This window comes from Streptomyces sp. NBC_00341 (assembly GCF_041435055.1).
Classification (GTDB): domain Bacteria; phylum Actinomycetota; class Actinomycetes; order Streptomycetales; family Streptomycetaceae; genus Streptomyces.
Genome location: NZ_CP108002.1, coordinates 3,961,911 through 3,988,234 on the forward strand (window position 1 = coordinate 3,961,911; position 26,324 = coordinate 3,988,234).

The window sequence follows — 26,324 nt, forward strand, 5'->3', positions numbered from 1 at the left end:
GGTCACGTACCAGCGGTCACGTTCCGATCAGCGGCGCGGGCGACGGCCGCGGCCCCGGGAGTCGGGGCCCTCGTCGTCGTGGTCGCCGAGCAGTTCGTCCGCCAGCGTCGGCAGATCGTCCAGTGGGGTCTCCTCCGCCCAGTCCGGGCGGGGCCGCCGGGACGCCCGGCCGGAGCGCTCCCGCTCGTCCGGGGCCGGCTGCTGGGGCGCGTTCGGGTCGGTGATCTGCGGGAGCTCGCGGGTGCGCTCGTTCTCGCGCTCCGGTACGGAGCCCCCCGGGTGCTCGTCCCGGAAGATGCCCCTCGGTACCCGGTCGGCCGGGTCGGCGTCCCGGGCGGACCCGCGGCCCGTGTCCCGTACCGGCGGAAGGACCGCCGTGTCGTCCGCCGAGCCTGCCGCGTCCCGGCCGCCGGAGCGCTCGTCCGGGTCGGTGAACTTCGGGATCATCGTCGTCTCGGCCTCGTCGGAGGGCCAGGTGTCTGACGAGGAACGGGAGGAGGAACGGGAGGATCCGGACGACGGATCCACCGGGGAGGGAACCGGCTGGGTGATCTCGTTCGGGTTGACGATCGGAGTCGGCACCGTCAGCTCGTTGTCCGGAACGGACGGCTCGGACGACCGAGACGGCCCGGACGACCGGGACTCCCGACGCTCCTGGGACTCCCGACGCTCCTGGGAAGCCCGCGCGGCCGACTCCGCCTGGGCAGCCGCCTCTGCGGCGTCCGCCTCCGCAGCGGCGGCCTCCGCACGCGCGGTCTCTGCCGCGGCGGCCGACTCGGCCTCGGCCTGACGGCGTGCCGCCTCGGCCCTCAGGAGCGACTCCTCGGCCTTGCGCTGCTTCTCAAGACGGAGCGCCTCGGCCTCCTTGCGCAGCCGCGCCTCTTCCTCGGCCTGCCGGCGCAGTCGGGCCTGCTCGGCCTCGCGGGCCGCTTCCTCGGCCTCCTGCCGCTTGCGCTCCTCCTCCGCGATCCGGCGGGCCTCCTCGGCGCGCTGCCGGGCCTCCTCGGCCTGGCGCTCCGCCTCGCGGCGGCGGGCTTCCTCCAGCTCCTGCCGCTTGCGCTCCTCCTCCTCGGCGCGGAGCCGGGCGAGCTGCTCCTGCCGCTCACGCTCCAGGCGCTCCTCCTCGGCCTTGCGCGCGGCCTCTTCCTCCGCGAGGCGCCTGGCCTCTTCCTCGGCAGCCTTGCGCGCCTCCTCCAGGGCCTTGATCTCGGCCTCGGAGAGCGGAAGGAGCTGGTCGAGCCGGTGCCGTACGACGGTGGTGATCGACTCCGGGTCCTGGCCGGCGTCCACCACCAGGTAGCGCGTCGGGTCGGCCGCGGCCAGCGTCAGGAAGCCGGACCGCACCCGGGAGTGGAACTCGGGCGGCTCGGACTCCAGCCGGTCGGGCGCCTCGGTGAACCGTTCGCGCGCGGTCTCCGGATCGACGTCCAGGAGCACCGTCAGATGCGGTACGAGCCCGCTCGTCGCCCAGCGCGAGATCCGGGCGATCTCGGTCGGCGCGAGATCGCGGCCCGCGCCCTGGTAGGCGACCGACGAGTCGATGTAGCGGTCGGAGATGACGATCGCGCCGCGCTCAAGAGCCGGGCGCACGACGGAGTCGACGTGCTCGGCGCGGTCGGCGGCGTAGAGCAGGGCCTCCGCGCGGTTGGAGAGTCCGGCCGAGGACACGTCGAGCAGGATCGACCGCAGCCGCTTGCCGACGGGGGTGGCGCCGGGCTCCCGGGTGACGACGACCTCGTGGCCCTTGGCCCGGATCCACTCGGCGAGCGCCTCGACCTGGGTGGACTTGCCGGCGCCGTCGCCGCCCTCCAGGGCGAGGAAGAAGCCGGTCGTGGCGGGGGCGACGGCCGGTTCGCCGCCGCGCAGCGCCTCGCGCAGATCGCGGCGCAGCGGCACTCCGGAACGGTCGTCCGTCTTCGCCAGCACAACCGCGGCGACCGGCAGCAGCAGGGCGCCGATCAGCATCAGGGTGAAGGCGGCGCCGCCGTGCGCGAAGACGAAGTCCCCGGCTGTCAGCCGGTGCGTGCCTATGGCGGCGGCGACCAGCGGACCGCCGACCGCGCCGAGCGCGATCAGGACCCGGACGACGGCCTGGAGGTGTTCGGTGGTCCGGACCCGGCGGGGTTCCTCGGTCTCCTGGTCGACGAGGACATGGCCGGTGTTCGCGGCGACGCCCGCCGCGTATCCGGCGAGCACGGCGATCAGGACGACGGTCGCCGTGTCCGGGACCAGGCCCATCGCCAGCAGCGCGACGCCTGTGACGGCGGTGGCCAGGGAGAGCAGCCGTCGCCGCGACAGCGTCGGGAGCACCTTGCCGGCCGTGCGGATACCGGCGCCCGTGCCGCCGGTGAGGGCGAGGATCAGCAGCGCGAGGGTGACGGGTCCGCCGCCCAGGTCGGTGGCGTGCAGTACGGCGACAGCGCCCGCGGCCGCGATGGCTCCGGCGACGGCGGCGCAGGTCCCGACGATCAGCGGCATCGCGCCGGTGCGGCCCTTGTCCGCTCCCTGGCCGGCGGACGGCCGGCGCAGCCCTTCGAGCGGGGAGCGCGGCCGGGGCGTGGGCGTACCGGGCAGTTCCAGGAAGTACACGATGGAGATGGAGGCGGAGAACAGCCCGGCCGCGACGTACGAGCCGAGGGCCGCCTGGTGGAAGGAGAACCAGTCCAGGCCCGAGCCCAGCAGGTTCCCGATCAGCGTGGCCACCAGCAGCACGGCCGCGGCGGCGGGGACGGCGGCGAAGTCGGTGCGCAGGAAGAGCCGGCGCAGCGGTTCGAGGTGGTCCGGCAGCGGGCGCACGGCGGCGCCCTCGATGGGCGGGGCGGGCAGCAGCGCGGGAGCGGCGCTCTCCTTGGCGATGCGCCACAGGCGTTCGCCGACGCCGGTGACGAAGACGGTGATCAGGATCATCATGAGCGCCCGGTCGGGCGTCCAGTCGATCCACAGCGGCGCGACGACCAGCAGCGCGAGCCGCAGCCCGTCCGCCCCGATCATCAGCCACCGCCGGTCGATCGGCCCGCCCGGCGCCGTCAGGGTCGTCAAAGGCCCCAGGAGTACGGCTCCGAAGAGCAAGGTGGAAATAATCCGGGCACCGAACACGGCGGCGACGGCAAAGGCCGCCCCGCGGTATCCGGATCCGAATGAGCCCTCAAGGACCGCCGCTTGCAGCGACAGCAGCACCAGCACGAGAAGGGCGAGTGCATCGCCGATACCACCGACGAGCTGGGCGCTCCACAACCGCTTGAGCGGGGGAATGCGCAACAGGGCTCGTACGGCGCGCTCGCGTGAGTCTGCGGCAAGTGTGTCGGAGGTGGGGCTCACGACCGTTGGCTGCTCGGCTCGCGTCATCCGCCCAGCCTATCGGGAGCGAACCGGTGACCGGGGGCCGCGTCCGAACATACGACCGCTGAACCCCCGCCCCAGCCCGTCCCACCGCCCTTCCCCCACAACTTCCCACCCGATTTCCAGCCCTCCCCCCACAACTTCCCGCCCCCTTCCCAGCCCCAGCTCCACCTCCAGCCCCTCCGGCGTTTGAGGAGCGGGGTCCGGGGCGGAGCCCCGGTTACGGGAAGGGGCGGGTAGGGGACAAGGCCCGCCGCAGGCGCCCCCGCCCACACCCCCAACAGCGCAAACGCCGGGCGGGCCGGAGATGTATCTCCAGCCCGCCCGGCGTTCAGAAACTCCGCGAGGTCACTCCTCCGACGACGACGAAGCAGAGGCAGAGGCAGAGGCAGACTTCTTCGCCGCCGCCGCAGTCGTCTTCTTCGCAGTCGTCTTCTTCGCCGCAGTCGAAGTCGTCTTCTTGGCCGCAGTCTTCTTCGCCGCGGTCGCCTTCTTCGCCGGCGCCTTCTTCGCGGTCGCCTTCTTGGCCGGGGCCTTCTTCGCCGTCTTCTTCTTGGCCGGCCCCTTGGCCCGCTTCTCCGCGAGCAGCTCGTAGCCGCGCTCCGGCGTGATCTCCTCGACGCTGTCGTCGGACCGCAGCGTCGCGTTCGTCTCGCCATCGGTGACGTACGCGCCGAAGCGCCCGTCCTTCACGACGACCGGAGCACCACTCACCGGGTCCGTGCCCAGTTCCTTCAGCGGCGGCTTGGCCGCGGCCCGGCCGCGCTGCTTGGGCTGGGCGTAGATCGCCAGGGCCTCTTCGAGGGTGATGTCGAAGAGCTGGTCCTCGGAGGTCAGCGACCGCGAGTCCGTGCCCTTCTTCAGGTACGGGCCGTAGCGGCCGTTCTGCGCGGTGATCTCGACACCCTCGGCGTCCTCACCGACGACGCGCGGCAGCGACATCAGCTTCAGCGCGTCGGCCAGCGTCACCGTGTCCAGCGACATCGACTTGAACAACGAAGCCGTCCGCGGCTTCACCGCGTTCTTGCCGGTCTTCGGCGTGCCCTCGGGCAGCACCTCGGTGACGTACGGACCGTAGCGCCCGTCCTTGGCGATGATCTGGTTCCCGCTGGCCGGGTCCGCACCGAGCTCGAAGTCGCCGCTCGGCTTGGCCAGCAGCTCCTCCGCGTACTCGACGGACAGCTCGTCGGGCGCCAGGTCCTCGGGGACGTCCGCGCGCTGGTGGCCCTCGGAGTCCTTCTCGCCGCGCTCGATGTACGGGCCGTAGCGGCCGACGCGGAGCTTGATGTCGTTGCCGACGGGGAACGAGGAGATCTCCCGGGCGTCGATCGCGCCGAGGTCCGTGACGAGCTCCTTGAGCCCGCCGAGGTGGTCGCCGTCGCCGTTGCCCGCGTCGGACGCCTTTCCGGCACCGGCCGTGTCGTCACCGGGCTGCGCACCGAAGTAGAAGCGCTTCAGCCACGGCACGGACTGGGCCTCACCGCGGGCGATGCGGTCGAGGTCGTCCTCCATACGAGCCGTGAAGTCGTAGTCGACGAGCCGGCCGAAGTGCTTCTCCAGCAGATTGACCACGGCGAACGAGAGGAACGACGGCACGAGCGCCGTGCCCTTCTTGAACACGTACCCGCGGTCGAGGATCGTCCCGATGATCGAGGCGTACGTCGACGGGCGGCCGATCTCGCGCTCTTCCAGCTCCTTGACCAGCGAGGCCTCGGTGTACCTGGCCGGCGGCTTCGTCGCGTGGCCGTCGACGGTGACCTCGTCGGCGGACAGCGCGTCGCCCTCGGCGACCTGCGGCAGCCGGCGCTCGCGGTCGTCCAGCTCGGCGTTCGGGTCGTCGGCGCCTTCGACGTACGCCTTCATGAAGCCGTGGAAGGTGATCGTCTTGCCGGACGCGGAGAACTCGGCGTCGCGGCCGTCGCTCGCCCGGCCGCCGATCTTGACGGTGACGGAGTTACCGACCGCGTCCTTCATCTGGGAGGCGACGGTCCGCTTCCAGATCAGCTCGTAGAGCCGGAACTGGTCGCCGGTGAGGCCGGTCTCGGCAGGCGTGCGGAAGCGGTCGCCGGAGGGGCGGATCGCCTCGTGCGCCTCCTGCGCGTTCTTGACCTTGCCGGCGTACGTGCGCGGCTTGTCCGGCAGGTAATTGGCGCCGTACAACTGCGTGACCTGGGCACGGGCCGCGGAGATCGCGGTGTCCGAGAGGGTCGTGGAGTCGGTACGCATATAGGTGATGAAGCCGTTCTCGTACAGCTTCTGCGCGACCTGCATGGTGGCCTTGGCCCCGAAGCCCAGCTTCCGGCTCGCCTCCTGCTGGAGGGTCGTCGTACGGAAGGGGGCGTACGGGGAACGGCGGTACGGCTTCGACTCGACGGACCGGACGGCGAACGAGGAGTCGGCGAGCGCGGCGGCCAGGGCGCGGGCGTTCGTCTCGTCCAGGTGCAGCGTCTGACCGGAGGCGGACTTCAGCCGGCCGTCCGGACCGAAGTCACGGCCCTGGGCGATGCGGCGCCCGTCGACCGCGCTGAGGCGGGCGGTGAGCGTCGAGGGGTCGGAGGCGTCACCGCTGCGGCCGGTGGCGAACGTGCCGGTCAGGTCCCAGTACTCGGCGGAGCGGAAGGCGATGCGCTCGCGCTCCCGCTCGACGACGAGCCGGGTGGCGACCGACTGGACACGGCCCGCCGACAGCCGCGGCATGACCTTCTTCCACAGGACCGGCGAGACCTCGTAGCCGTAGAGGCGGTCGAGGATGCGTCGGGTCTCCTGGGCGTCGACCATGCGCTGGTTCAGCTCGCGCGGGTTGGCGACGGCGGCCCGGATCGCGTCCTTGGTGATCTCGTGGAAGACCATCCGGTGGACCGGGACCTTGGGCTTGAGGACTTCCTGCAGGTGCCACGCGATGGCTTCGCCCTCGCGGTCCTCATCGGTGGCGAGGAAGAGTTCGTCCGACTCGGCCAGCAGCTGCTTGAGCTTCCTGACCTGGGCCTTCTTATCGGCATTGACGACGTAGATGGGCTGGAAGTCGTTCTCGACGTCCACGCCGAGCCGGCGCACCTCGCCGGTGTACTCGTCCGGCACCTCCGCCGCGCCGTTCGGGAGGTCGCGGATGTGCCCGACGCTCGCCTCGACGACGTATCCGGGGCCGAGATAGCCCTTGATCGTCTTCGCCTTGGCAGGCGACTCGACGATGACGAGTCGGCGGCCGCCCTGTGCGGTCTCGCTGGTCGGGGACAACTTCGCTCTTCTCTCCGGTCGACGCTCGGTGGGCATCAGGGCAGCGCGATCGCGCTGCCGACAGTGCTGTCGCTGCGGAGTGTGACGGTACAACCCGCCCCCGTGTCAAACGGCAAAAGCCCGCAACGGCCACTCGAACGGTAACCCGACTTCCGCCTTTCCTGCCGCCCGGCCCGCTCGGTCCGCCGTGCGCGGGGCCGCTGCCTGCGGGTTTCGGCGGCGCTGTGACCGCACCGCGGGTACCGGCGGCGGGGTGCGCGCGGTCCGGGCGTGTTCCGGGCCGGCTCCGGGCCCCGAGTGGCTCGCGACGGGTTCGGACACGCATTGAGACACGCATTCAGATACGCGTTCAGACGCGTGTGAAGCACCACACCCCGAGGACGAGGAAAACTACGCCGAACACAGTGGCGAGTACGGTCGAGGCAACGGGGCTCACCCGGTACGCCACCGGCGCGCGATGCAGTACGCACGCCCCCGTCCACAGCAGCAGCGCGGCACCGAACAGTGCGAATGCTGTTCCGGCGAAGATCGCAGGTCCGCTCTCCATACCCGTACGCCTCTCTGTCCCCGGCGCGGACCGGGGCGGACCGGGGGCGGGGGTGCCCGCAGTCGTACCGCGCCTTACGGCTTCGTTGCGCGCCGTTCCGGGGGAGGCTCGCACCACGGAGCGTCGGCAACGCGAACCCCGGGTGAACACCGGGACCGAGCGCAACGGCGACCAGCGCGTACCCCGGCACCCGGCCCGAGGTCGGCAGCGAGAGCCCGGACGTCGAGACCGGCGCCTGCGGACAACTCACCTGCCGCTTCGGCCGCGTGGGTCAGCGGCGGTACGGCTTCGACGCCCCGAGCGCGACGCCGAAGGCGGAGCACCCCGCCGCGGCGGGGTGCAGAACGGCGGCCGGCCCGGGAAGAGCGCCAACCGGAATCCGAAGACCGAGCAGCAGCCAGACGGAGGAGAGCGTGAAGGCGCTGATGAAAGGGCCGTTAAGTACGTAGGGCAGCGCACGGCCGAACCAGAGCGGAGCCCGGTTCCGGGGGCTGAGCAGTATCGCGCCGAACGTCCCGTAACGGCGTTCGTTGGCGATGGCCGACTAACACCTCACCGGTCCCCTGAAACGGGACGGGGCCATTCCGGCAGCACGGTGACGGGCACGAGCATCCCGAACAGCGTCCACACGGGCGCGTCCAGCGGGTTGGCGAGTGCGTTGGCCTTGGCGTTGCCGTTGCCGTTGCCGTTGCCGTTGCCGTTGCCGTTGCCGTTGCACAGCAGCACGAACGTGGCGGCGAGCAGCAGGCCCGTTCATCCCGAGTGACACGACGCACATGGGTACGGCCCCGGCCCTCGGCGGCCATCCCGTCCACGCCCGCCAGATACCGCATGCGGTCGAGGTGTTCGCGGGCTGATCGCGATCCGTGTCGCGCCGAGCGCGGGCTCGTCCAGTTCGGTCCGGATCATCCGGCCGTCCGCCCTGCCGGGGGCACCGGCTCCAGGAAGCCCTCCTCGACCAGCAGCCGGATGGCCTGCGGGGTGCGGTCGCGCAGCAGCACCGGGTCCTCGTTCATCAACTGGGCGATGGCGTCGAGGATCCGGCCGGCCGGCAGCGATCCGTCGCACACACCGGCGAACCCCGCTCCCACCGCGTCGACCTTCGTCGCGCGCCGCATACCGCGGTTCTGACGGAGCACCACGTGCTCGGGGTCCTCCGCGCCAGGCAGCCCGACCTGCTCCTGGACCACCTCGGCCGCCAGCGTGAAATGGCCGGTCAGCAGCGCCGCGTCGTCCTGTTGCCGCAGGTAGTCCTGACGGGCGAAGTGCGCCTCGATGGCCGGACCGAGCGGCTGCTCCACCGCGTGCGGCCACTCCTCGATCACGATCGACGCGTCTCCGGCGTCCGCCGCGGCGGACTTCCGCAGCGTGATCCAGCCGAACCCGACGCCCTTGGTCCCACTGGCCTCGAACTCGTCCAGCCAGGCGTCGTACCGCGCCGCGTACTCCGCCGGCTCCGTGCGGTGGTCGCCGCTGTCGCGCAGCCACAGCTCCGCGTACTGCGTGACGTCCTGGACCTCGCGCTGCACGATCCAGGCGTCACAGCCGTGCGGGACCCAGGAGCGCAGCCGGTCCTGCCACTCCTCGTCCTCTGTGTGCTGCCAGTTGGCCAGGAAATGGGCGTACCCGCCCTCGTTCAGCCGCTCGCCGGTCTGCTGCACCAGGGTCCGGCACAGGTCGTCGCCCGCCATTCCGCCGTCGCGGTAGGTGAGCCGGGCGCCGGGCGAGATGACGAAGGGCGGGTTGGAGACGATCAGGTCGTACGTCTCCCCGGCGACCGGTTCGTAGAGGGAGCCCTCGCGCAGATCGGCCGGGGCCGCGCCGGACAGGGCGAGGGTGAGCCGGGTGAAGCCGAGGGCGCGCGGGTTGAGGTCGGTGGCGGTGACCCGGGTGGCGTGCTGCGAAGCGTGCAGCGCCTGGATGCCGGAGCCCGTACCGATGTCGAGGGCGGTGGCGACGGGCCTGCGGACGGTGATGCCGGCGAGAGTGGTGGAGGCGCCGCCGATACCGAGGACGACGCCCTCCTCGTGCGAGCCGATGCCGCCCGCGCCGCCGACGGCGCAGCCCAGGTCGGAGACGATGAACCAGTCCTGGCCGTCCGGTCCGCCGTAGGGGCGTACGTCGACGGACGCGCGCACCTCGCCGTCCGACTCGGTCAGCCAGCCGTCGGCCACGCATTCCGGCAGCGGCAGCACGGCGGCCGCCCGCCCGGCGGGGACCGGGCGCTGGAGGAGGAAGAGCCGCACGAGCGTGTCGAGCGGCGCCTCACCCCGGGTCGCACGCAGCGCCGGGACGGTCTCACTGCGCGCGAGCGCGGCGTAGGCGGGTGCGCCGAGCAGGTCGAGGAGCCCGTCGGCGGTGAAGGCGGCGGCGAGCAGGGCTTCGCGAAGCCGGGTCGCATGGTCGGGTGCGGGAAGGCTGGTCTTACTCACGTGACCCATTGTGACGGCTCCCACTGACAACGGCAGCGGCCCGTCGGCCCATCGGGCCGACGGGCCGGTCGTACGACCGCCGGCCGGGGGTCGTACAGCTGCTCGTCCGGGTTGTGAGGGCGGCAGTGTCGGGGAGCCGTCCGGTTACGACTTCTCGCTGGGCGAGGCCGAGGAAGACGCCTTCTTCGCGTCCTTCGGGTCCTCGGAGCTCTTCGAGTCCTGCGAGTCCTTCGAGTCCTTCGAGGGCGAAGCCGACTTCGAGGTGCCGGCCGACGGCGATGCGGGGGCCGTCGGCTTCTGGCAGCCCTTCTGCTTGGCCATCGCGCTGCCGACCTCGCCGGACTGGAGCTTCTTCAGCGCCTGGTCACCGTTGGTGCTGATCTTGTTCAGCTCGTCAGCGATGCCCTTGAGGCCGTCGGCGAACTTCGCCTGGTCCTTCGTGTTGAGGTCATCGACCTTCTTCTGCAGATTCGCGTAGGCCGCGGAGGAGGCGTTGAGCTCCTTCACGGCTTCCTTCTGCGTGGTCTCGCCGTCGTCGACCGGCGGCGGGCCCGCAGAGTCGACCGCCGAGCCCAGCGCCTTGTAGGCCTGGGAGATCTGCTGGAAGGCGGCCGAGTCGGTCTTCTGGACGTCGGCGGGCTTGCTGTTGTCGGCGGTCTGCTGCTGGATGGAGGCGTTGGCGTTCGCGATCTTCTGCAGCTGGGGCTGGACCTGGTCACAGACCTTCTTGGCCCAGTCGTTCACCTTGTTGTCGCTGTCGTCGCTGCAGCCCGACAGCGTAAGTACCAGTACCGCACCGCCGGACAGCGCGGCCGCAAGCTTCTTGTTCACCGGATTGGTCCCTTCCAAGGCTCTCGGCCCCGGAACTTACACGTCGAACGCCCTGCATTTGGGCGCCCGGAGTCCGATGGGTGAGCTTTTGCAGCCATTTGCACCAAGCGAAATGAGGGAGATACAACTCACCCACTCGGCCCCGGCATACGGGAACACCTGATCGAACAAACACTCTGTCAGACGACGGACGGGCGGAGCATCAGAATGCCCCGCCCGTGCGCTTCCTGACTTGGCGTCGGCTAGTCGCTCCGGCCTCCCGGAGCGCCGTTGACGTGGCCGACCGCCGCGAGCCGGCTCACTGAACGGCCGCCGGGTCGGTCGGCCGGGCCGAGCTGCCTCCGCCCTCGCCACCGGAGTCGCCGTCGTCCCCCACGGCGATCCCGCGCCGCTTGGAGACGTAGACCGCACCGATGATGACGACGACAGCGAGCACCGCGACCACCGCGCGCACCCCGGCGTTCGCGTCCTCCCCGTAGCTGAACTTCACCACCGCGGGAGCGATGAGCAGCGCCACCAGGTTCATCACCTTGAGCAAGGGGTTGATCGCCGGCCCGGCCGTGTCCTTGAACGGGTCACCGACCGTGTCACCGATGACGGTCGCGGCATGGGCGTCGCTCCCCTTGCCGCCGTGGTGACCGTCCTCGACGAGCTTCTTGGCGTTGTCCCAGGCACCGCCGGAGTTGGCGAGGAAGACCGCCATCAGCGTCCCGGTGCCGATCGCCCCGGCGAGATACGAGCCGAGTGCCCCGACCCCGAAGCTGAAACCGACCGCGATCGGCGCCAGCACCGCCAGCAGACCGGGCGTGGCCAGCTCGCGCAGCGCGTCCTTGGTGCAGATGTCGACGACGCGCCCGTACTCCGGCTTCTCGGTGTAGTCCATGATCCCGGGGTGCTCGCGGAACTGCCGCCGCACCTCGTAGACGACCGCCCCGGCGGACCGGGACACCGCGTTGATGGCCAGGCCGGAGAAGAGGAAGACGACCGCGGCGCCGAGGATCAGGCCAACCAGGTTGTTGGGCTGCGAGATGTCGAGGCTCAGCCCCATCTCCCCGGCCGAGGCTCCGACGTCGTCGACCGCGGTGGCGATCGCGTCGCGGTAGGAGCCGAAGAGCGCCGCCGCCGCCAGAACGGCGGTCGCGATGGCGATGCCCTTGGTGATGGCCTTGGTGGTGTTGCCGACGGCGTCCAGATCGGTGAGGACCTGGGCACCGGCACCGGTCACATCACCGGACATCTCAGCGATGCCCTGGGCGTTGTCGGAAACCGGGCCGAAGGTGTCCATGGCGACGATGACCCCGACGGTCGTGAGCAGGCCGGTCCCGGCCAGTGCCACCGCGAAGAGCGCCAGCATGATCGACGTACCGCCGAGCAGGAACGCCCCGTAGACACCGAGCCCGATCAGCAGCGCGGTGTAGACGGCGGACTCCAGACCGATGGAGATACCGGCGAGTACGACGGTGGCCGGTCCGGTCAGCGAGGACTTGCCGATGTCCCTGACCGGACGTCGGTTGGTCTCGGTGAAATAGCCCGTGAGCTGCTGGATCAGGGCTGCCAGCACGATGCCGATGGCAACGGCGACCAGCGCGAACACCCGCGGGTCCCCGCCGTGCGAGGTGATGGACTCATCGGTGACACCGTCCAGATCCGCGTAGGTGGACGGCAGATAGACGAAGACCGCCACGGCCACCAGAACGAGCGAGATGACCGCCGAGATGAAGAAACCGCGGTTGATGGCGGTCATCCCACTGCGGTCGCTGCGGCGCGGCGCGACCGCGAAGACGCCGATCATCGCGGTGATCACACCGATCGCCGGCACGATGAGCGGGAAGGCCAGTCCCGCGTCACCGAACGCGGCCTTGCCGAGGATGAGCGCGGCGACCAGCGTCACGGCGTACGACTCGAAGAGGTCGGCCGCCATGCCCGCGCAGTCCCCGACGTTGTCGCCCACGTTGTCCGCGATGGTGGCCGCGTTGCGCGGATCGTCCTCCGGAATGCCCTGTTCCACCTTGCCGACCAGGTCCGCGCCGACGTCGGCCGCCTTGGTGAAGATGCCTCCACCGACCCTCATGAACATCGCGATCAGCGCCGCTCCGAGCCCGAAGCCCTCCAGCACCTTGGGCGCGTCCGCGGCGTAGCCGAGCACCACGCAGGAGGCGCCCAGGAGCCCGAGGCCCACGGTGATCATGCCGACCACACCCCCGGTACGGAATGCGATCTTCATTGCTTTGTGCGAAACGGCGGTGAGATCCTTTTCCGGTTCGCCTTCCGCGGGAGTCGCCTCACGCGCGGCGGCGGCCACCCGCACATTGCTCCGTACGGCGAGCCGCATCCCGATGTATCCGGTGGCCGCCGAGAAAAGCGCACCGACCAGGAAGAACACCGAACGCCCTGCGCGCTGCGACCAGTTGTCGGCCGGAAGCAGGAAGAGCAGGAAGAATACGACGACGGCGAAGATGCCTACGGTTCGCAACTGCCGGGCCAGATAGGCGTTCGCGCCTTCCTGGACGGCCGCCGCGATCTCCTTCATGCGATCGGTGCCCTCACCGGCCGCCAGCACCTGGCGAGCCAGCAGCTGGGCTACCAGCAGTGCCGCGACGGCGACGACCGCGACGACGATCACGATGACACGGTTGTCATCGGTGAGCACCGCTGCCGCGAGAGTGGTGGGTGGGTCGGAAAGTGCGGAAAACTGCGTCAGTTCTGCCAGTGGTGTGGTGCCGAACCCCGCCATACGTCCTCCTTGACGCTCAGCGCTCAAGACGTGGACGGATTGTAGGTAGCGGAACACGATCAAAACAGTGCGCGGTAAATGTAATTGACCTTCATCCACCGAACGGCAATTGATCACCTTCGCGGACTGGACCGAATGCAGTAATGGGGCAGACGCATTGTCCGTAGATCACTGATCAAGCAGGAACGGTCACGTGAAAAGAAAAAAGGCCCTGCTCAGCAGGGCCTTGAAAAAGCGATCGGCGGCGAACTCGCGCGCCACCGGGCCGGCCGGACCGCCCCGGGACGCACCCCACTCAGGGCAGTACGGTCGCCGGTCTCAGGGAAGTACGGTCGCCGGCGTCTTCGGCCAGCTCATCCGGATGACTCCGCCGTCCGCGCCCGATCTGACTTCCACGTCGTCGACCAGACCGCTGATGACCGCGAGGCCCATCTCGTCCTCGCCGTCACCCTCAGGATCGGGTTCCGGCTCGTCCGGCCCCACGCCGGACGTGGCGCCACCCCGTCCGGACATGCCGGGTACGGAACCGTCGCTACCCGGGCCCGGCACCTCGTCGCCGACCTCGATGGAGAAGGACTTCTCCTCCTCGGTCAGGACGACCGTGACAGGAGCGGTGATGCCGTGGCTGCGGTGCAGCCCGACCGCGCGGCTGCAGGCCTCTCCCACGGCGAGCCTGACCTCGTCGAGCACGGCCTCGTCGACCCCGGCCCGGCGCGCCACGGCAGCCGCCACGAGGCGGGCCGTTCTGACGTGTTCGGGCTGGGCGCTGAAGCGGAGTTCAACGGTGGCCATGCGATCCCCCTCGAACGTACGTGTGTGCACCCAGGTACCGGGCGGATGGCCCGGCACTCCTGGCTCTTCTCTCCGGCTCGCCGCCGACCGGCGCGGCTGCCCGGCATCCACCGGGCTACCGCCCGACGGATGCTGTACGGCCAGAGTTCAACCACTGACCTGACAACTGACAGCCGATCCGAACAGCTCGCGGCTGACGGCTGATCCGACGGCCGCTGACCGATCCGGCAACCGGCGCTGATCCGCCGACCGACGGCTGGTCCGATCGCGTGAGCGACCGGTCAGCAACCGGACCGGCGAACAGACCGAAAAATAGATCAGCCTACGACCGCCGAACGGGTGACGGACCGACCTCGTACCGATGCCGGTACCAATGCCTGACCGATGCCGGTACCGATCGTTCCTGCATCGGTACCGATGCCGGGCAGCCGAATCATCGGCTGCCGACAGGCCGCACAGACGACCGCCATGGCCCCGGCCGTCTTCCTCCGGAGCCGTCGACGTCACCTGTCACGGCTGCGCCCGCCACCGCCGGACCGGCCCTTGAGCCGGTCCGACCGCGAGCCGGCCGTCAGTCGGTTGCCTCGACGGCCTCGTCGACCGTGTTGTGAATCGGGAACACCTTGGTGAGACCGGTGATCCTGAAAATCTTGAGAATGCGCTCCTGGTTACAGACCAGGCGCAACGAGCCCTCATGGGCCCGCACGCGCTTCAAGCCGCCCACGAGCACGCCGAGGCCGGTGGAGTCGAGAAAGTCGACGCCTTCCATGTCGACAACCAAGTGGTAGCTGCCGTCATTCACCAACTCGACCAACTGCTCGCGCAGCTTGGGCGCGGTATACACATCAATCTCGCCACCGACCTCGACGACCGTACGGTCGCCACCAGGGCCGGACACATTGCGAGTCGACAAGGACAGGTCCACGGATCCTCCAGCACCTTGCTATCGAGCGGTCGCCCCTCGGTCTCCCCGGCGGAGCCAGGGGACGGATCGCCAGCCGCGATGGCATTCAATCACTTACCAGCTGCCATGCACGACGCCTTGGGACCATTGTCCGCCTTGCCAGTGACACACTCGGTGCCGATGGCCAAGAATCACCGCCCCAGTCGACCGCCCGAGAGCGGGGGCTTCCGCCCCTCTCCGGACGTGGTCCTCGACCGGCTCGCCGCAGGGGCGGGCCGGGCCGCGCGCATCACTCATACGGAGCACCTGCCCCCGCGTACGGGAACCCATGCCATCTGGCCCGATCGCATCCGTCCAGAAGTGATCGCCGCCATCCAGCGGGCCGGAATCGATCATCCCTGGGCCCATCAGGCGGCCGCGGCGGAGCACGCGCTGGACGGCGAGTCGGTCGTCATCGCCACCGGAACCGCCTCCGGCAAGTCGCTGGCCTACCTCGCCCCGGTCCTCAGCGCCCTCCTGGACGGCTCAGAGGCTCCCAACGGCCGTGGTGCGACCGCTCTCTACCTCGCCCCCACCAAGGCCCTGGCCGCCGATCAGAGGCGCTCGGTGAAGGAACTCGCGGCTCCGCTGGGCAACGGGATCCGCCCAGCGGTCTACGACGGCGACACCCCCGTCGAGGAACGCGAATGGGTACGCCAGTACGCCAACTACGTCCTCACCAACCCGGACATGCTGCACCGCGGGATACTCCCGTCCCATCCCCGCTGGTCCTCCTTCCTCCGCGCCCTGCGCTATGTCGTCATCGATGAGTGCCACACCTACCGGGGTGTCTTCGGCTCGCACGTCGCCCAGGTGGTGCGCCGGCTACGCCGCCTGTGCGCCCGCTACGGCGCCGATCCCGTGTTCCTGCTGGCCTCAGCCACCGCCGCGGAGCCCTCGGCCTCGGCGGGGCGCCTCACCGGCCTCCGGGTCGTCGAGGTCGCCGATGACGCCTCCCCGCGCGGCGAGCTGGTCTTCGCCCTGTGGGAGCCGCCCCTGACCGAGCTGCACGGCGAGAAGGGCGCCCCCGTACGCCGCACCGCCACGGCGGAGACCGCGGACCTGCTCACCGACCTGACCGTGCAGGGTGTGCGCTCGGTCGCCTTCGTACGCTCCCGGCGCGGCGCCGAGCTCATCTCCGTCATCGCCAAGGAACGCCTCGCGGAGGTCGACCGCTCCCTTCCCGCCCGCGTCGCCGCCTACCGCGGCGGATACCTCCCCGAGGAACGCCGCGCCCTGGAACGCGCTCTGCACTCCGGTCAGCTGCTCGGCCTGGCCGCCACGACCGCCCTCGAACTCGGTATCGACGTCTCCGGCCTGGACGCCGTCGTCATCGCGGGCTACCCGGGTACGAGGGCTTCGCTGTGGCAGCAGGCCGGCCGCGCGGGCCGGGCGGGTCAGGGTGCCCTCGCCATCCTGGTGGCCCGTGACGACCCGCTGGACACCTTCCTCGTCCACCACCCGGAGGCGCTGTTCCAGCAGCCCGTGGAGTCGACCGTCCTCGATCCGGACAACCCGTACGTCCTGGCCCCCCATCTCTGTGCCGCCGCCGCTGAGCTGCCGCTCACCGAGGCCGATCTGGCACTCTTCGGCCCTGCCGCCACCGACCTGCTGCCGCAGCTGGAAGCCGCGAAGCTGCTCCGCAGACGGTCCTCGGGCTGGCACTGGACCCGGCGCGAACGGGCAGCCGACCTCACCGACATCCGGGGCGAGGGCGGCCGCCCCGTCCAGATCGTCGAGGAGGGCACCGGAAGGCTGCTGGGCACCGTCGACGAGTCCGCCGCCCACACCGCAGTCCACGAGGGCGCCGTCCACCTCCACCAGGGCCGCACCTACCTGGTCCGGAAGCTGGACCTCGACGACTCGGCGGCACTGGTCGAGGAGGCGAACCCGCCGTACTCGACGACCGCGCGCGACACGACCGCCATCGCCGTCCTGGAGACCGACACCGAGATCCCGTGGGGCGACGGGCGCCTCTGCTACGGCTCCGTGGAAGTCACCAACCAGGTCGTCTCCTTCCTGCGCCGCAAACTGATCAGCGGAGAGGTGCTGGGCGAGACCAAACTCGACCTTCCGCCCCGCACCCTGCGTACCCGCGCCGTATGGTGGACGGTCACCCAGGACCAGCTCGACGCTGCCCGGATCAACCCGGAGATCCTCGGCGGCGCGCTGCACGCCGCCGAGCACGCGTCCATCGGGATGCTGCCGCTCTTCGCCACCTGCGACCGCTGGGACATCGGCGGCGTGTCCGTACCGCTGCATCCGGATACCCTGCTGCCGACGGTCTTCGTGTACGACGGCCACCCAGGAGGCGCCGGGTTCTCCGAACGGGCCTTCCAGACCGCGCGCAGCTGGCTGACGGCCACGCGGCAGGCCATCGCCTCCTGCGAGTGCGACGCGGGCTGCCCGTCCTGCATCCAGTCCCCGAAGTGCGGCAACGGCAACGAACCTCTGCACAAGCGCGGCGCCGTGCGCCTGCTCACCGAGCTCCTCCGATCCGCACCTCCCGAGCCTCATGCCCCTCGGGACTGCCCGGAACCGCCGGCCTCGCCGGGCTCGCCGGACTCCCGGGATGCCCCGGACCCGCCGGACTCTCCGGGCCCGCCTGAGCCGTCTGAGCCGCCGACGGGCCTGTAGCCACCGGTGGCGCCACCGCCGGCCCTGCCCGGGACCTGACCTCCGGCACGTAGGGCCCGACGCGCACACGGGCCGCCACATCCGCGATCTCCCCCTGCACGGCGCACCGCACCACTTCGGCCCCCTGCGCTCCGGCAACCTGCCGAGCGGCCCGGCAGGCCTCGGCCGCTCCGTCCAAGGCCCGGTCCGCAGCTGCCAGGGCCGCAAGGTCGGCCGCGCCTCCGGCCCGGTGCCGGGCCACCACCACCTGCCCGAGCCCCAGCACCACGGCGAACACCGTGCACAGCGTCACCGTGGCCACCGCCGCCCACACTGTGGCCAGCCCCCGGTCCCGCCGCCCGCAGCGCCTGTAGCGCCCACACAGCTCCCGCAGCCACTCGTCCGGCACGCACCACCGCCCCGCCCGCATCACGGCGTCGCCCCCACCATGTCCTCGGCCGACGCCACAGCCTCCGCTCCGAGCGTGACGGCCAGCGGCCCGGGGCCCGGGGTCGGCGCGGTCACCCTGACCCGCCACAGCTCCCCGTCCCGCCGCACCTCGACCCCCGCCCGGTCCGGCGCCGCCGAGAGGGCGGCCTCCCGCACCGTCGCCTCCGGCTCCGAGCGGGCCGCCGCCCGCGCGCCGGCCCTTGCCGCGTCCACGCACCGGATCTGAGCCGATGCCGCCATCAGGGCCCACACCAGGGCGAGGGTGAACACCACCAGCACCGGAATCGCCATGGCGGCCTCTGCTGTCACCGCTCCCCTGTCACTCCACGGCTCCACCGGCCCGAATCGTTCCCGAGGCCCCTCCAAGACCGCCGCGCCGCTCTCAGAACTTCGCATCAAGGGCGTCCTTCAGCAGTGACTGCAACTGCGCCATGACCGGTGCGCTGGTGACCACCTTGTAGAGCACCGCAGCGAACGCGCAGGCGGCGATCGTCCCCACCGCGTATTCGGACGTCGTCATACCCCTGTCAGTCCGGGTCGCGCGCATCAGACTCCGTACCCAAACCATCATTTTCTGCTTCATTTCAACCCCCGTGAGATAGCTTTCTACCTGAATTGAGCTACTGATCTCATTAGCCTTTTTTGCCGCTTCAGTGGTTCAGCAGCCCCGTCGCCAGACCGATCACCACCGGCGCCACCCCCACCATGAGAAAGGCGGGAAGGAAGCAGAGCCCGACGGGCGCGGTGATCAGAACGCCGGCCCTCTGCGCACGCGCCACCGCCGCGCTCGACCGCTCGGCCCGCATCGCTTCGGCCAGCCTGGAAACCGGCTCCGCCGCCGGAGCGCCGGTCTCGGCCGCCCGGTCCAGACAACGGGCCAGCGCGACGGCACCCGGTATCTCCCCGAACCTCCCCCAGGCGACGGCGGGGTCCCCACCGAGCCGGATCTCCGCCGCCGTCCGCGCCAGTTGCTCACCGACCGGCCCGCCCAGCGACTCCCCCACCGCCTCTGCCGCCTCTCTGGGACCGGCTCCGACGGAGATACAGGCCGCCAACAGGTCAGCGGCCAGGGGAAGCTGGCGTACGACCTCTGCGGCATTCACCGGCTCCTGGGCGCACGGCGCTCTTCCCGCCCGAGCCCGCTGCCACCGCCAGACGCCGTACCCCGCCGCCAGGCCAACGGCCCAGCCCCATAGGCCGCCCACCAGAATCCAGCCCGCCGGCACGGCCCCCAGCACCGCCGCCCACCGCCCGGCCGGGGCACCAGCGACCCATCGGCCGAGCCACCCCGGAACCCGGCCGGCAGCAGCGACCCCGACGCGAGGACGTACCGGCCCCCGCTCATCCACCGCCAGAATCACCGCGCCCCTGCGCCGTACCCGCCGCCCGGTCCGCCGACGGGTCAGGGCAAGCGCCAACTGGACGCACAGCCAGGCCGCCACCCCGACAACCCACACCCGGTGGACGGCGCCACCGGACACGGCGCTCACAGGGCTTCTCCCGCCCTGACGATCCGGCCGGACCAGAGCAGACCGGCCGCTTCCAGCGAACCGCCCAGTACCAAGCACACCAGCCCGGCCGTACTGTGCAGCAGCACCTTCAACGGGTCTGCGCCGAGCGCGGCTCCGAGCCCCATGCCCAGCACGGGCAACACAGCCAGCACCGCGACCGTCGACCAGGCTCCTGCCAGTTGCGCACGCAACTCCTCCCTGCGACGCCGCTCGGCCCGCAACGAGGCCTCCAGCCGGTCCAGACCGGCCGCGAGTCCGGCCCCGCCGTCCACCGCCACCCGCCAGCACGCGGCCATTCCGGCGAGCCCGTCCAGGCCCGGTTCGCACGCCGCCTGCCCCAGCGCGCCCGGGACATCTCCCCCGAACTGCGCCGCGGCCGACACCCCCGCCTCGGCCTCGCCCATCACGCCCGTTCCGCGGACCGCGACAAGGAGTGCCTGCCCCGGTTCACGGCCGGCCCTCAGCTCACCCACCACCGCACCGCACAGCGTCACCACCCCGTCGGCCCGGCGCTCCCGGTCCTTGCGTGACTCCCTCCTGCGCAGCCATCGCCGCACCAGCGGCACCGCGACCGCCCCCGCGGCCACCGGCAGCACGGACTCGCCGAGGATCCCCAGAACCAGAGCCACCGGCAGGCACAGCAACTCGCGCCGTCCGCCCAGCCACGCCTGGAGCCGCCTCCGGCCGCTCTCCCAGCGCTCCGCAAGGGGCGAGTCGGCAGCAGCCCCAACGGCTGGCAACGCCCTTGCCCTCCAACTTCCTTGGCCTCGGCCCGCCACCATCAGCCAGGCCGCCGCTCCCAGGCACAGCGCCGCCGCGTGCACCGCCTCCGGCATCCCCACCGCCGGAATCCCCAACTCCCTGCCGCCTGTCACAGCACACCTCCGATCAATGACCGCAACCTCTCCCAGCCCCGCTCCCGTTCGAACCCGGCAGTACCCCACCTCAGCGCCGGAACGGTCACCACCAGCCCCGCCGCATCGCGTTCCAGCACGTGGATCTCGGCGATCCGCCGCCGCCCGGCCCGGTCCCGCACGAGATGAACCACCACGGACAACGCCGCCGCCAACTGACTGTGAAGCGCTGTCCGGTCCAGCCCCGCCGCCGTCCCCAACGCCTCCAGCCGGGCAGGGACATGCTCGGCCGCGTTCGCGTGAAGCGTCCCTGAGCCGCCTTCATGGCCGGTATTCAACGCAGCCAGCAACTCCGTGACTTCCGCACCCCGCACCTCCCCGACCACCAGCCGGTCGGGCCGCATGCGCAGGGCCTGTCGCACCAGGTCCCGGAGCGTCACCCGCCCGGCGCCCTCCTGGTTGGCAGGACGCGATTCCAGCCGAACGACGTGCGGATGGTCCGGACGCAGCTCGGCGGAGTCCTCTGCAAGCACAATCCGCTCCCGCTCCCCCACCACACCCAGCAGGCTCGCGAGGAGCGTCGTCTTCCCCGCCCCCGTTCCCCCGCTGATGAGGTAGGAGACCCGGGCCTCCACCAGAGCCCGCAGCACCCGGTCGCCGCCGGGGGGAACCGTCCCCGCCGCGACCAGCTCGCTCAGTGAGAAGGCCTTGGGCCGGACCACCCGCAACGACAGACAGGTCGATCCGACCGACACCGGCGGCAGCACGGCGTGCATCCGGGTCCCGTCCGGAAGCCGCGCGTCCACCCAGGGCTTGGCATCGTCCAGCCGCCGCCCGGCCACGGCGGCGAGCCGCTGCGCGAGCCTGCGCACCGCCGCCGCGTCGGTGAAGGTCACCCCGGTCAGTTCGAGCCCGCGACCCCGGTCCACCCACACCCGGTCGGGCGCGGACACCAGTACGTCGGTGACCGCCGGATCGGCGAGGAGCGGCTCCAGAACTCCGGTCCCGACCAGCTCACCCCGCAACTCATCTGCCGCACAGAGCACTTCGGCGTCGCCGAGCAGTCGCCCCTGCGCCCGCAATGCGGCCGCGACCCCGGCCGGGGTCGGCGCCGCTCCGCTCTGCGCAAGCCGCTGGCGGACGGCGTCGAGCAGTGTCTCGGTCATGAGGCACCTCCAGCAGCCGGGCCCACGGCACCCTCACCGGCGAGCGCCCGGTCCCAGAAGGCCGAACAGAACCTGGCAAGCGGTCCGCGAGCGTTCCCGCCGGGCGGCTCCCCCGCGTCCTGTTCAGCCAGCAGCCCTTTCTCCAGGGGAAGTTCACCGGCAAGTGGCAACCCCATGGCGTGCGCCACCCACTGTTCGTCGAGGCCGGACGCGTACGGACCGCGCGCCACCACCCGGAGGTCGTCGAGCACCATCCCCGCCATCGACGCCACGCGTTTCGCCGCCGCGACCGCCCGCAGCTCCCCCGGCACCACCACGAGCCCGAGATCCAGTTGCGCAAGGACCTCGGCCACCGACTCGTCGACACGACGCGGCAGATCGACGACCACCACTCCGCCAAGCCTCCGCGCGGCGGCCAGGACCGCCTGCATCGCCTGCGGCGGGATGACCACCCAGTCGTCACGGCCCCAGCTGAGCACCCTCAGCCCATGCAGCGCGGGCAGCGACTCCTCCAGGGCCCCGCCGCCGACCCGCCCCTTGGAATGGGCGAAATCAGGCCACCTCATACCCTCTGCCCGTTCGCCGCCGAGCAGCACGTCGATACCGCCGCCCAGCGGATCGCCGTCGATCAGCATGGTCCGCCGCCCACTCCTCGCCGCAGTCACCGCCAGGGCGCAGGCAAGCGTGGACGCACCGGCGCCACCCCGGCCGCCGATCACTCCGACGGTGAGCGCCGGCCTGCCGACGCCTTCTGTCGCGTTGGCGATCTGATCGACCAGCCAGTTCTCCGAATCGGGCAGCCGCAGCACGTACTCGGCCCCGATCTCCACGGCCCGGCGCCAGACGTCGGGCGCGTCCCGGTCGCGGCCGACCAGCATCACGCCCCGCCTGCGGGCCGCTCCCAGGCAGCGCTGCGCCGCGTCGTCACCGACGAGAACCATGGGGGCCCGCTCCCAGCCCCCTCGCCGGTCCGGCAACGTGTGGTGGACCTCGGGCTCCGCGCCGGCGGCCGCGCACAGCCTCAGCAGATCGTCGAGCAGATCCACATCCTCGGTCACGATCAGCGGTCCGCCGCACCTCGGACCGACGGCCTTCAAACGATCCCGTGCGCTGGATTCAGCCACGCTCCCAACCCCCTTCTTCACTCACCTTCACCGCGGTTCGCGGCGATCTCGGCATGTTCCGAGAACGGTGATTCCGGAACCCGTGGACTTCGCGGGTGGAATCACGGTGCAGCGCTTCAGGAAATCGTGTGGATCTTGCTCAAAAACTGTGGACAACTCTGCCGTTGTGAATATCCCCGTCGCTCGAACCGGCGACTTCCGGAGAGCATCCCTTCCATCACGCACCGTGACCATGCATGCTGATGTGAGTGCAGCCCGATGGCCGGCCGCAACGGCCGAGAAGGAGGAGAAATGCGTGATTCCGAGCGGCAGAAATGCGTCCGGACATGCGACGACCCCCGCCGGGGGGGAGAGCGGGGGTCGTCCCCACGGCCGACTCGGGGGGGGGGGGGGGGAGGAGCCGGACCGGGTTAGCACGGTCGCGAACGATCCGTGACTTCCATGGTGTACCCGAGCACCTTCTCAGGCAAACCCAAGCGCCGGAGTTTACGCCGAATGGCGGGCCCCTATGCTCTGCCTTGTGGAAAACTGCTTCTTGCCGCGCACAGCAGCCTTCTTTGACCTGGACAAGACGGTCATTGCGAAGTCTTCGACACTGACCTTCAGCAAGTCCTTCTACCAAGGCGGGCTGATCAACCGCCGTGCCGTACTGCGCACTGCGTACGCACAGTTCGTGTTCCTTGCAGGGGGCGCAGATCACGACCAGATGGAGCGGATGCGCGAGTACCTGTCAGCGCTCTGCAAAGGCTGGAACGTCCAGCAGGTGAAGGAAATCGTCGCCGAGACCCTGCACGATCTGATCGACCCGATCATCTATGACGAAGCGGCGACGCTCATCGAGGAACACCACACCGCAGGACGCGACGTCGTGATCGTCTCGACCTCCGGCGCCGAAGTCGTCGAACCGATCGGCGAGCTGCTCGGCGCCGACCGCGTCGTCGCCACGCGCATGGTCGTCGGTGACGACGGGTGCTTCACGGGCGAGGTGGAGTACTACGCGTACGGACCGACAAAGGCGGAGGCCATCAAGGCACTCGCCCTGTCCGAGGGCTACGACCTCGCGCGCTGCTACGCCTACAGCGACTCCGCGACCGATGTGCCGATGCTGGAGTCGGTCGGCCATCCGCACGCGGTGAATCCCGACCGCGCCCTGCGCCGCGAGGCGACCCTCCGCGAGTGGCCGATTCTCGTCTTCGACCGTCCCGTCCGGCTCAAGCAGCGACTTCCCGCCTTCTCACTGCCACCGCGCCCGGCGCTCCTGGCGGCGGCCGCGGTGGGCGCGGCGGCCCTCACCGCCGGAGTCGTCTGGTACACCTCCCGCCGGCGCACCGCTGCGGCGTCCGCGTGACCATGGCCCGCCCCCAAATGAACCCCACGCCCAATTGAACCAACTCGTCCGTAATTGAACCTAAAAGTAAAGAAGTGCCGCCACCACTACCGCTCCACCGGCCCCAGGAGTACAAAGGATTCAACGGCCCGCGAGACCAAGGACATCCGTGAGGATGACCTGTCACGCAGACAAGGCCCCACGGACCGCGCATGAAAGCCGGGCACCCACGCGACGTCGACCCGTCGATTACGGGCCAGCCGCACCAGGGACGGGCAAAGCACCCGACCTGATGGGCATATATCGAGGACGCTTGGTAACTGGGTGGACATGCCAGCGGCGGTACCGAGGACGGTACCGCCGCAACCCATTTCACCAGGCGCCGCCAGACGTCAGGCCGCCGAGGATCTCCCGGCGCCCCACCGTTCAAGCAGCCACCCAAGCGACTGCTACGCGGCGCCGCGCTGGAGCGCTTCGCAGACCGCAGTCGACTCCCTGACGCCGAGTTCCACCGCGCGCCCGCAGTGCGCGATCCAGGCCGCCATACCTTCCGGCGTTCCGGACAGATACCCCTCGAAAGCCGCCACGTAGGCCGCCCGCCCCTGCTCGGCATGGCCGACCTCTGCCGGACAGATCGACTTGGGGTCGAGCCCGCTCCCGATCAGCACGACCCGCTCGGCGGTCCGCGCGACCAGGCCGTTGTACCCACCGAAGGGGCGCAGCGCCAGCAGCTCACCGTGCACGACCGCGGCCGTCACCAGCGCAGGCGCGCCACTCCCCGAAAGAATGAGCCCGCTGAGCCCTTCCAGCCGGCCCGCCACCTCGTCAGCGTCGGGTAGCGGCGCTTCGATCAGCGGCTCGTCCACCGGCTCGCCCGCCAGCCGGGGCCGCCCGACGGCATCCTCAGGTGCCGCACCGCCCGCCGCCACCAGATGCAGCCTCGCCAGCACACGCAACGGCGACTGCCGCCAGATGGAGAGCAGCTGCCCCGCCTCGGCGGTCAACCGCAGAGCAGCTCCGACCACACGCGCTTCGCTGTCCCCGGTGAAGTCGGTACGCCGGCGCACCTCTTCCAGGTTCCAGTCGGCGCCGGAGAGCGCAGCCGACCCGCGGGCGCCCCGCAGGGCCGCCTCCGAGGTGACCTCGATACTGCGGCGCCGCATGACGCGGTGACCGTAGACGCGGTCGACAGCCTTGCGTACGGAGTCCACCGCGTCCGTCACGCCCGGCAGCGTGCCCAGGGTGGCGAGCGGGTCCGAGGAAGTCGTACTCATAAGTAGCGAGGCTACGCGCCCCCTGCACACCTGCCGCCCCTGAGTGGCCTTCTTCACGAAGTGTGAGAACGGATAGCAATCGAGCCACTACCCTAGGTGAACATGAAGATCGCTTTCGTAGGGAAGGGCGGCAGCGGCAAGACCACGCTGTCCTCGCTCTTCATCCGCCACCTTGCCGCCAATGAGGCCCACGTCGTCGCGGTGGACGCCGACATCAACCAGCATCTCGGGGCCGCGCTCGGCCTCGACGAGGAGGAGGCCGCAGCGCTGCCCGCGATGGGAGCGCAGCTGCCGCTGATCAAGGAGTATCTGCGCGGCAGCAATCCCCGCATCGCTTCCGTAGAGACGATGATCAAGACCACCCCGCCCGGCGAGGGCTCACGGCTGCTCCGTGTGAGCGAGGACAACCCGGTATACGACGCGTGCGCCCGCACGGTCGGGCTCGACGACGGGGACATCAGGCTGATGGTCACCGGGCCGTTCACAGAATCGGATCTGGGCGTGGCCTGTTACCACTCCAAGGTCGGCGCGGTCGAGCTATGCCTCAACCATCTCGTCGACGGCCCGGAGGAGTACGTCGTCGTCGACATGACCGCCGGCTCGGACTCCTTCGCCTCGGGGATGTTCACCCGGTTCGACATGACGTTCCTGGTCGCGGAGCCGACACGCAAGGGAGTCTCGGTCTACCGGCAGTACAAGGAGTACGCGCGTGATTTCGGGGTCGCGCTGAAGGTCGTCGGCAACAAGGTGCAGGGCGAGGACGACCTGGAGTTCCTGCGGGCCGAGGTCGGCGACGATCTGCTGGTCGCTGTCGGCCATTCCGACTGGGTGCGGTCCATGGAGAAGGGCCGCCCCGCCCGTTTCGAGCTGCTGGAGGCGGACAACCGGATGGCCCTGCAGGCCCTGCAGAACGCGGCGGAGGACTCGTACGGACAGCGCGACTGGGAGCGCTACACACGGCAGATGGTGCATTTCCATCTGAAGAACGCGGAGAGCTGGGGCAACGAGAAGACAGGGGCAGACCTGGCCGCCCAGGTGGACCCCGCATTCGTGCTCGCCGAGCATCACGTCCGGGCCGGGGCGGCCCAGCCCGCCTGATCGGACGGCGCCCTGACCGATACGGGTACGGGCACCCCCAGAAATGGCCTGC

19 protein-coding genes and 1 pseudogene are annotated in these 26,324 nt (G+C 70.6%); 3 read left to right on the plus strand and 17 right to left on the minus strand.

Features of this window, described 5'->3' with window-relative positions:
• Positions 1–27 precede the first annotated feature (27 nt).
• From tmk to OG892_RS17875, 9 genes are all read right to left on the minus strand, one after another.
• The gene (gene tmk / locus OG892_RS17835; RefSeq protein ID WP_371629663.1) at positions 28–3,345 is read right to left on the minus strand and encodes a dTMP kinase; all 3,318 of its coding nucleotides are present in this window, start codon (positions 3,343–3,345) and stop codon (positions 28–30) included.
• A 342-nt stretch (positions 3,346–3,687) separates the two neighbouring features.
• Positions 3,688–6,573, minus strand: a complete 2,886-nt coding sequence (gene topA / locus OG892_RS17840; protein WP_371629664.1) for a type I DNA topoisomerase — start codon at positions 6,571–6,573, stop codon at positions 3,688–3,690.
• 349 nt (positions 6,574–6,922) lie between these two features.
• Positions 6,923–7,120, minus strand: coding sequence for a hypothetical protein (locus tag OG892_RS17845; protein ID WP_073733617.1), 198 nt, complete (start codon positions 7,118–7,120; stop codon positions 6,923–6,925).
• A gap of 552 nt (positions 7,121–7,672) precedes the next feature.
• The gene (locus OG892_RS17850) at positions 7,673–7,846 is read right to left on the minus strand and encodes a hypothetical protein (protein WP_371629665.1); all 174 of its coding nucleotides are present in this window, start codon (positions 7,844–7,846) and stop codon (positions 7,673–7,675) included.
• A gap of 179 nt (positions 7,847–8,025) precedes the next feature.
• Positions 8,026–9,561 carry a methyltransferase gene (locus tag OG892_RS17855; protein WP_073733615.1) on the minus strand — a complete coding sequence of 512 codons (1,536 nt, stop codon included), beginning with the start codon at positions 9,559–9,561 and terminating at the stop codon, positions 8,026–8,028.
• Positions 9,562–9,696: 135 nt separating this feature from the next.
• Entirely contained in the window at positions 9,697–10,383 is a 687-nt protein-coding gene (locus tag OG892_RS17860; protein ID WP_371629666.1) for a small secreted protein, read from the minus strand.
• 298 nt (positions 10,384–10,681) lie between these two features.
• On the minus strand, positions 10,682–13,117 hold the full coding sequence (locus OG892_RS17865; protein WP_371629667.1) for a sodium-translocating pyrophosphatase: 2,436 nt from the start codon (positions 13,115–13,117) through the stop codon (positions 10,682–10,684).
• Between the two features lie 318 nt (positions 13,118–13,435).
• Positions 13,436–13,909: an ATP-binding protein gene (locus tag OG892_RS17870; RefSeq protein WP_073733612.1), complete on the minus strand. Its 474-nt coding sequence runs from the start codon at positions 13,907–13,909 to the stop codon at positions 13,436–13,438.
• A gap of 571 nt (positions 13,910–14,480) precedes the next feature.
• Positions 14,481–14,834, minus strand: coding sequence for an STAS domain-containing protein (locus tag OG892_RS17875; protein WP_024493792.1), 354 nt, complete (start codon positions 14,832–14,834; stop codon positions 14,481–14,483).
• A gap of 78 nt (positions 14,835–14,912) precedes the next feature.
• On the opposite strand from OG892_RS17875, the gene OG892_RS17880 reads away from it, so the two are divergent.
• Positions 14,913–17,489, plus strand: a complete 2,577-nt coding sequence (locus tag OG892_RS17880) for a DEAD/DEAH box helicase (RefSeq protein WP_371629668.1) — start codon at positions 14,913–14,915, stop codon at positions 17,487–17,489.
• Positions 17,490–17,568: 79 nt separating this feature from the next.
• On the opposite strand, the pseudogene OG892_RS17885 reads toward OG892_RS17880, so the two are convergent.
• The 7 genes and pseudogenes from OG892_RS17885 to ssd all read right to left on the minus strand — a co-directional run.
• A pseudogene (locus OG892_RS17885) lies at positions 17,569–17,898 on the minus strand (Rv3654c family TadE-like protein); the annotation flags it as partial.
• Positions 17,898–18,227, minus strand: coding sequence for a TadE family type IV pilus minor pilin (locus OG892_RS17890; RefSeq protein ID WP_371629669.1), 330 nt, complete (start codon positions 18,225–18,227; stop codon positions 17,898–17,900). The pseudogene OG892_RS17885 and the gene OG892_RS17890, both read right to left, overlap by 1 nt.
• A 73-nt stretch (positions 18,228–18,300) precedes the next feature.
• A complete protein-coding gene (locus OG892_RS17895; RefSeq protein WP_371629670.1) occupies positions 18,301–18,501 on the minus strand; it encodes a DUF4244 domain-containing protein in 201 nt (66 codons plus the stop codon).
• 67 nt (positions 18,502–18,568) lie between these two features.
• Positions 18,569–19,408 carry a type II secretion system F family protein gene (locus tag OG892_RS17900; RefSeq protein ID WP_371629671.1) on the minus strand — a complete coding sequence of 280 codons (840 nt, stop codon included), beginning with the start codon at positions 19,406–19,408 and terminating at the stop codon, positions 18,569–18,571.
• On the minus strand, positions 19,405–20,265 hold the full coding sequence (locus OG892_RS17905; protein WP_371631648.1) for a type II secretion system F family protein: 861 nt from the start codon (positions 20,263–20,265) through the stop codon (positions 19,405–19,407). The genes OG892_RS17900 and OG892_RS17905 overlap by 4 nt, the downstream gene beginning before the upstream one ends.
• 35 nt (positions 20,266–20,300) lie before the next feature.
• Positions 20,301–21,449: a TadA family conjugal transfer-associated ATPase gene (locus tag OG892_RS17910; RefSeq protein WP_371629672.1), complete on the minus strand. Its 1,149-nt coding sequence runs from the start codon at positions 21,447–21,449 to the stop codon at positions 20,301–20,303.
• Positions 21,446–22,507, minus strand: coding sequence for a septum site-determining protein Ssd (ssd, locus tag OG892_RS17915; RefSeq protein ID WP_328866507.1), 1,062 nt, complete (start codon positions 22,505–22,507; stop codon positions 21,446–21,448). The genes OG892_RS17910 and ssd overlap by 4 nt, the downstream gene beginning before the upstream one ends.
• A gap of 574 nt (positions 22,508–23,081) precedes the next feature.
• On the opposite strand from ssd, the gene OG892_RS17920 reads away from it, so the two are divergent.
• Complete coding sequence (locus OG892_RS17920; RefSeq protein ID WP_073733604.1) at positions 23,082–23,921, plus strand: HAD family phosphatase; 840 nt, start codon at positions 23,082–23,084, stop codon at positions 23,919–23,921.
• Between the two features lie 428 nt (positions 23,922–24,349).
• Here OG892_RS17920 and OG892_RS17925 read toward each other — a convergent pair whose 3' ends face one another.
• Entirely contained in the window at positions 24,350–25,174 is an 825-nt protein-coding gene (locus OG892_RS17925; RefSeq protein ID WP_328866506.1) for an oxidoreductase, read from the minus strand.
• A gap of 102 nt (positions 25,175–25,276) precedes the next feature.
• Between OG892_RS17925 and OG892_RS17930 the strand changes: the two genes are divergently transcribed.
• A complete protein-coding gene (locus tag OG892_RS17930) occupies positions 25,277–26,272 on the plus strand; it encodes an ATP-binding protein (protein WP_073733602.1) in 996 nt (331 codons plus the stop codon).
• Positions 26,273–26,324: the final 52 nt, after the last annotated feature.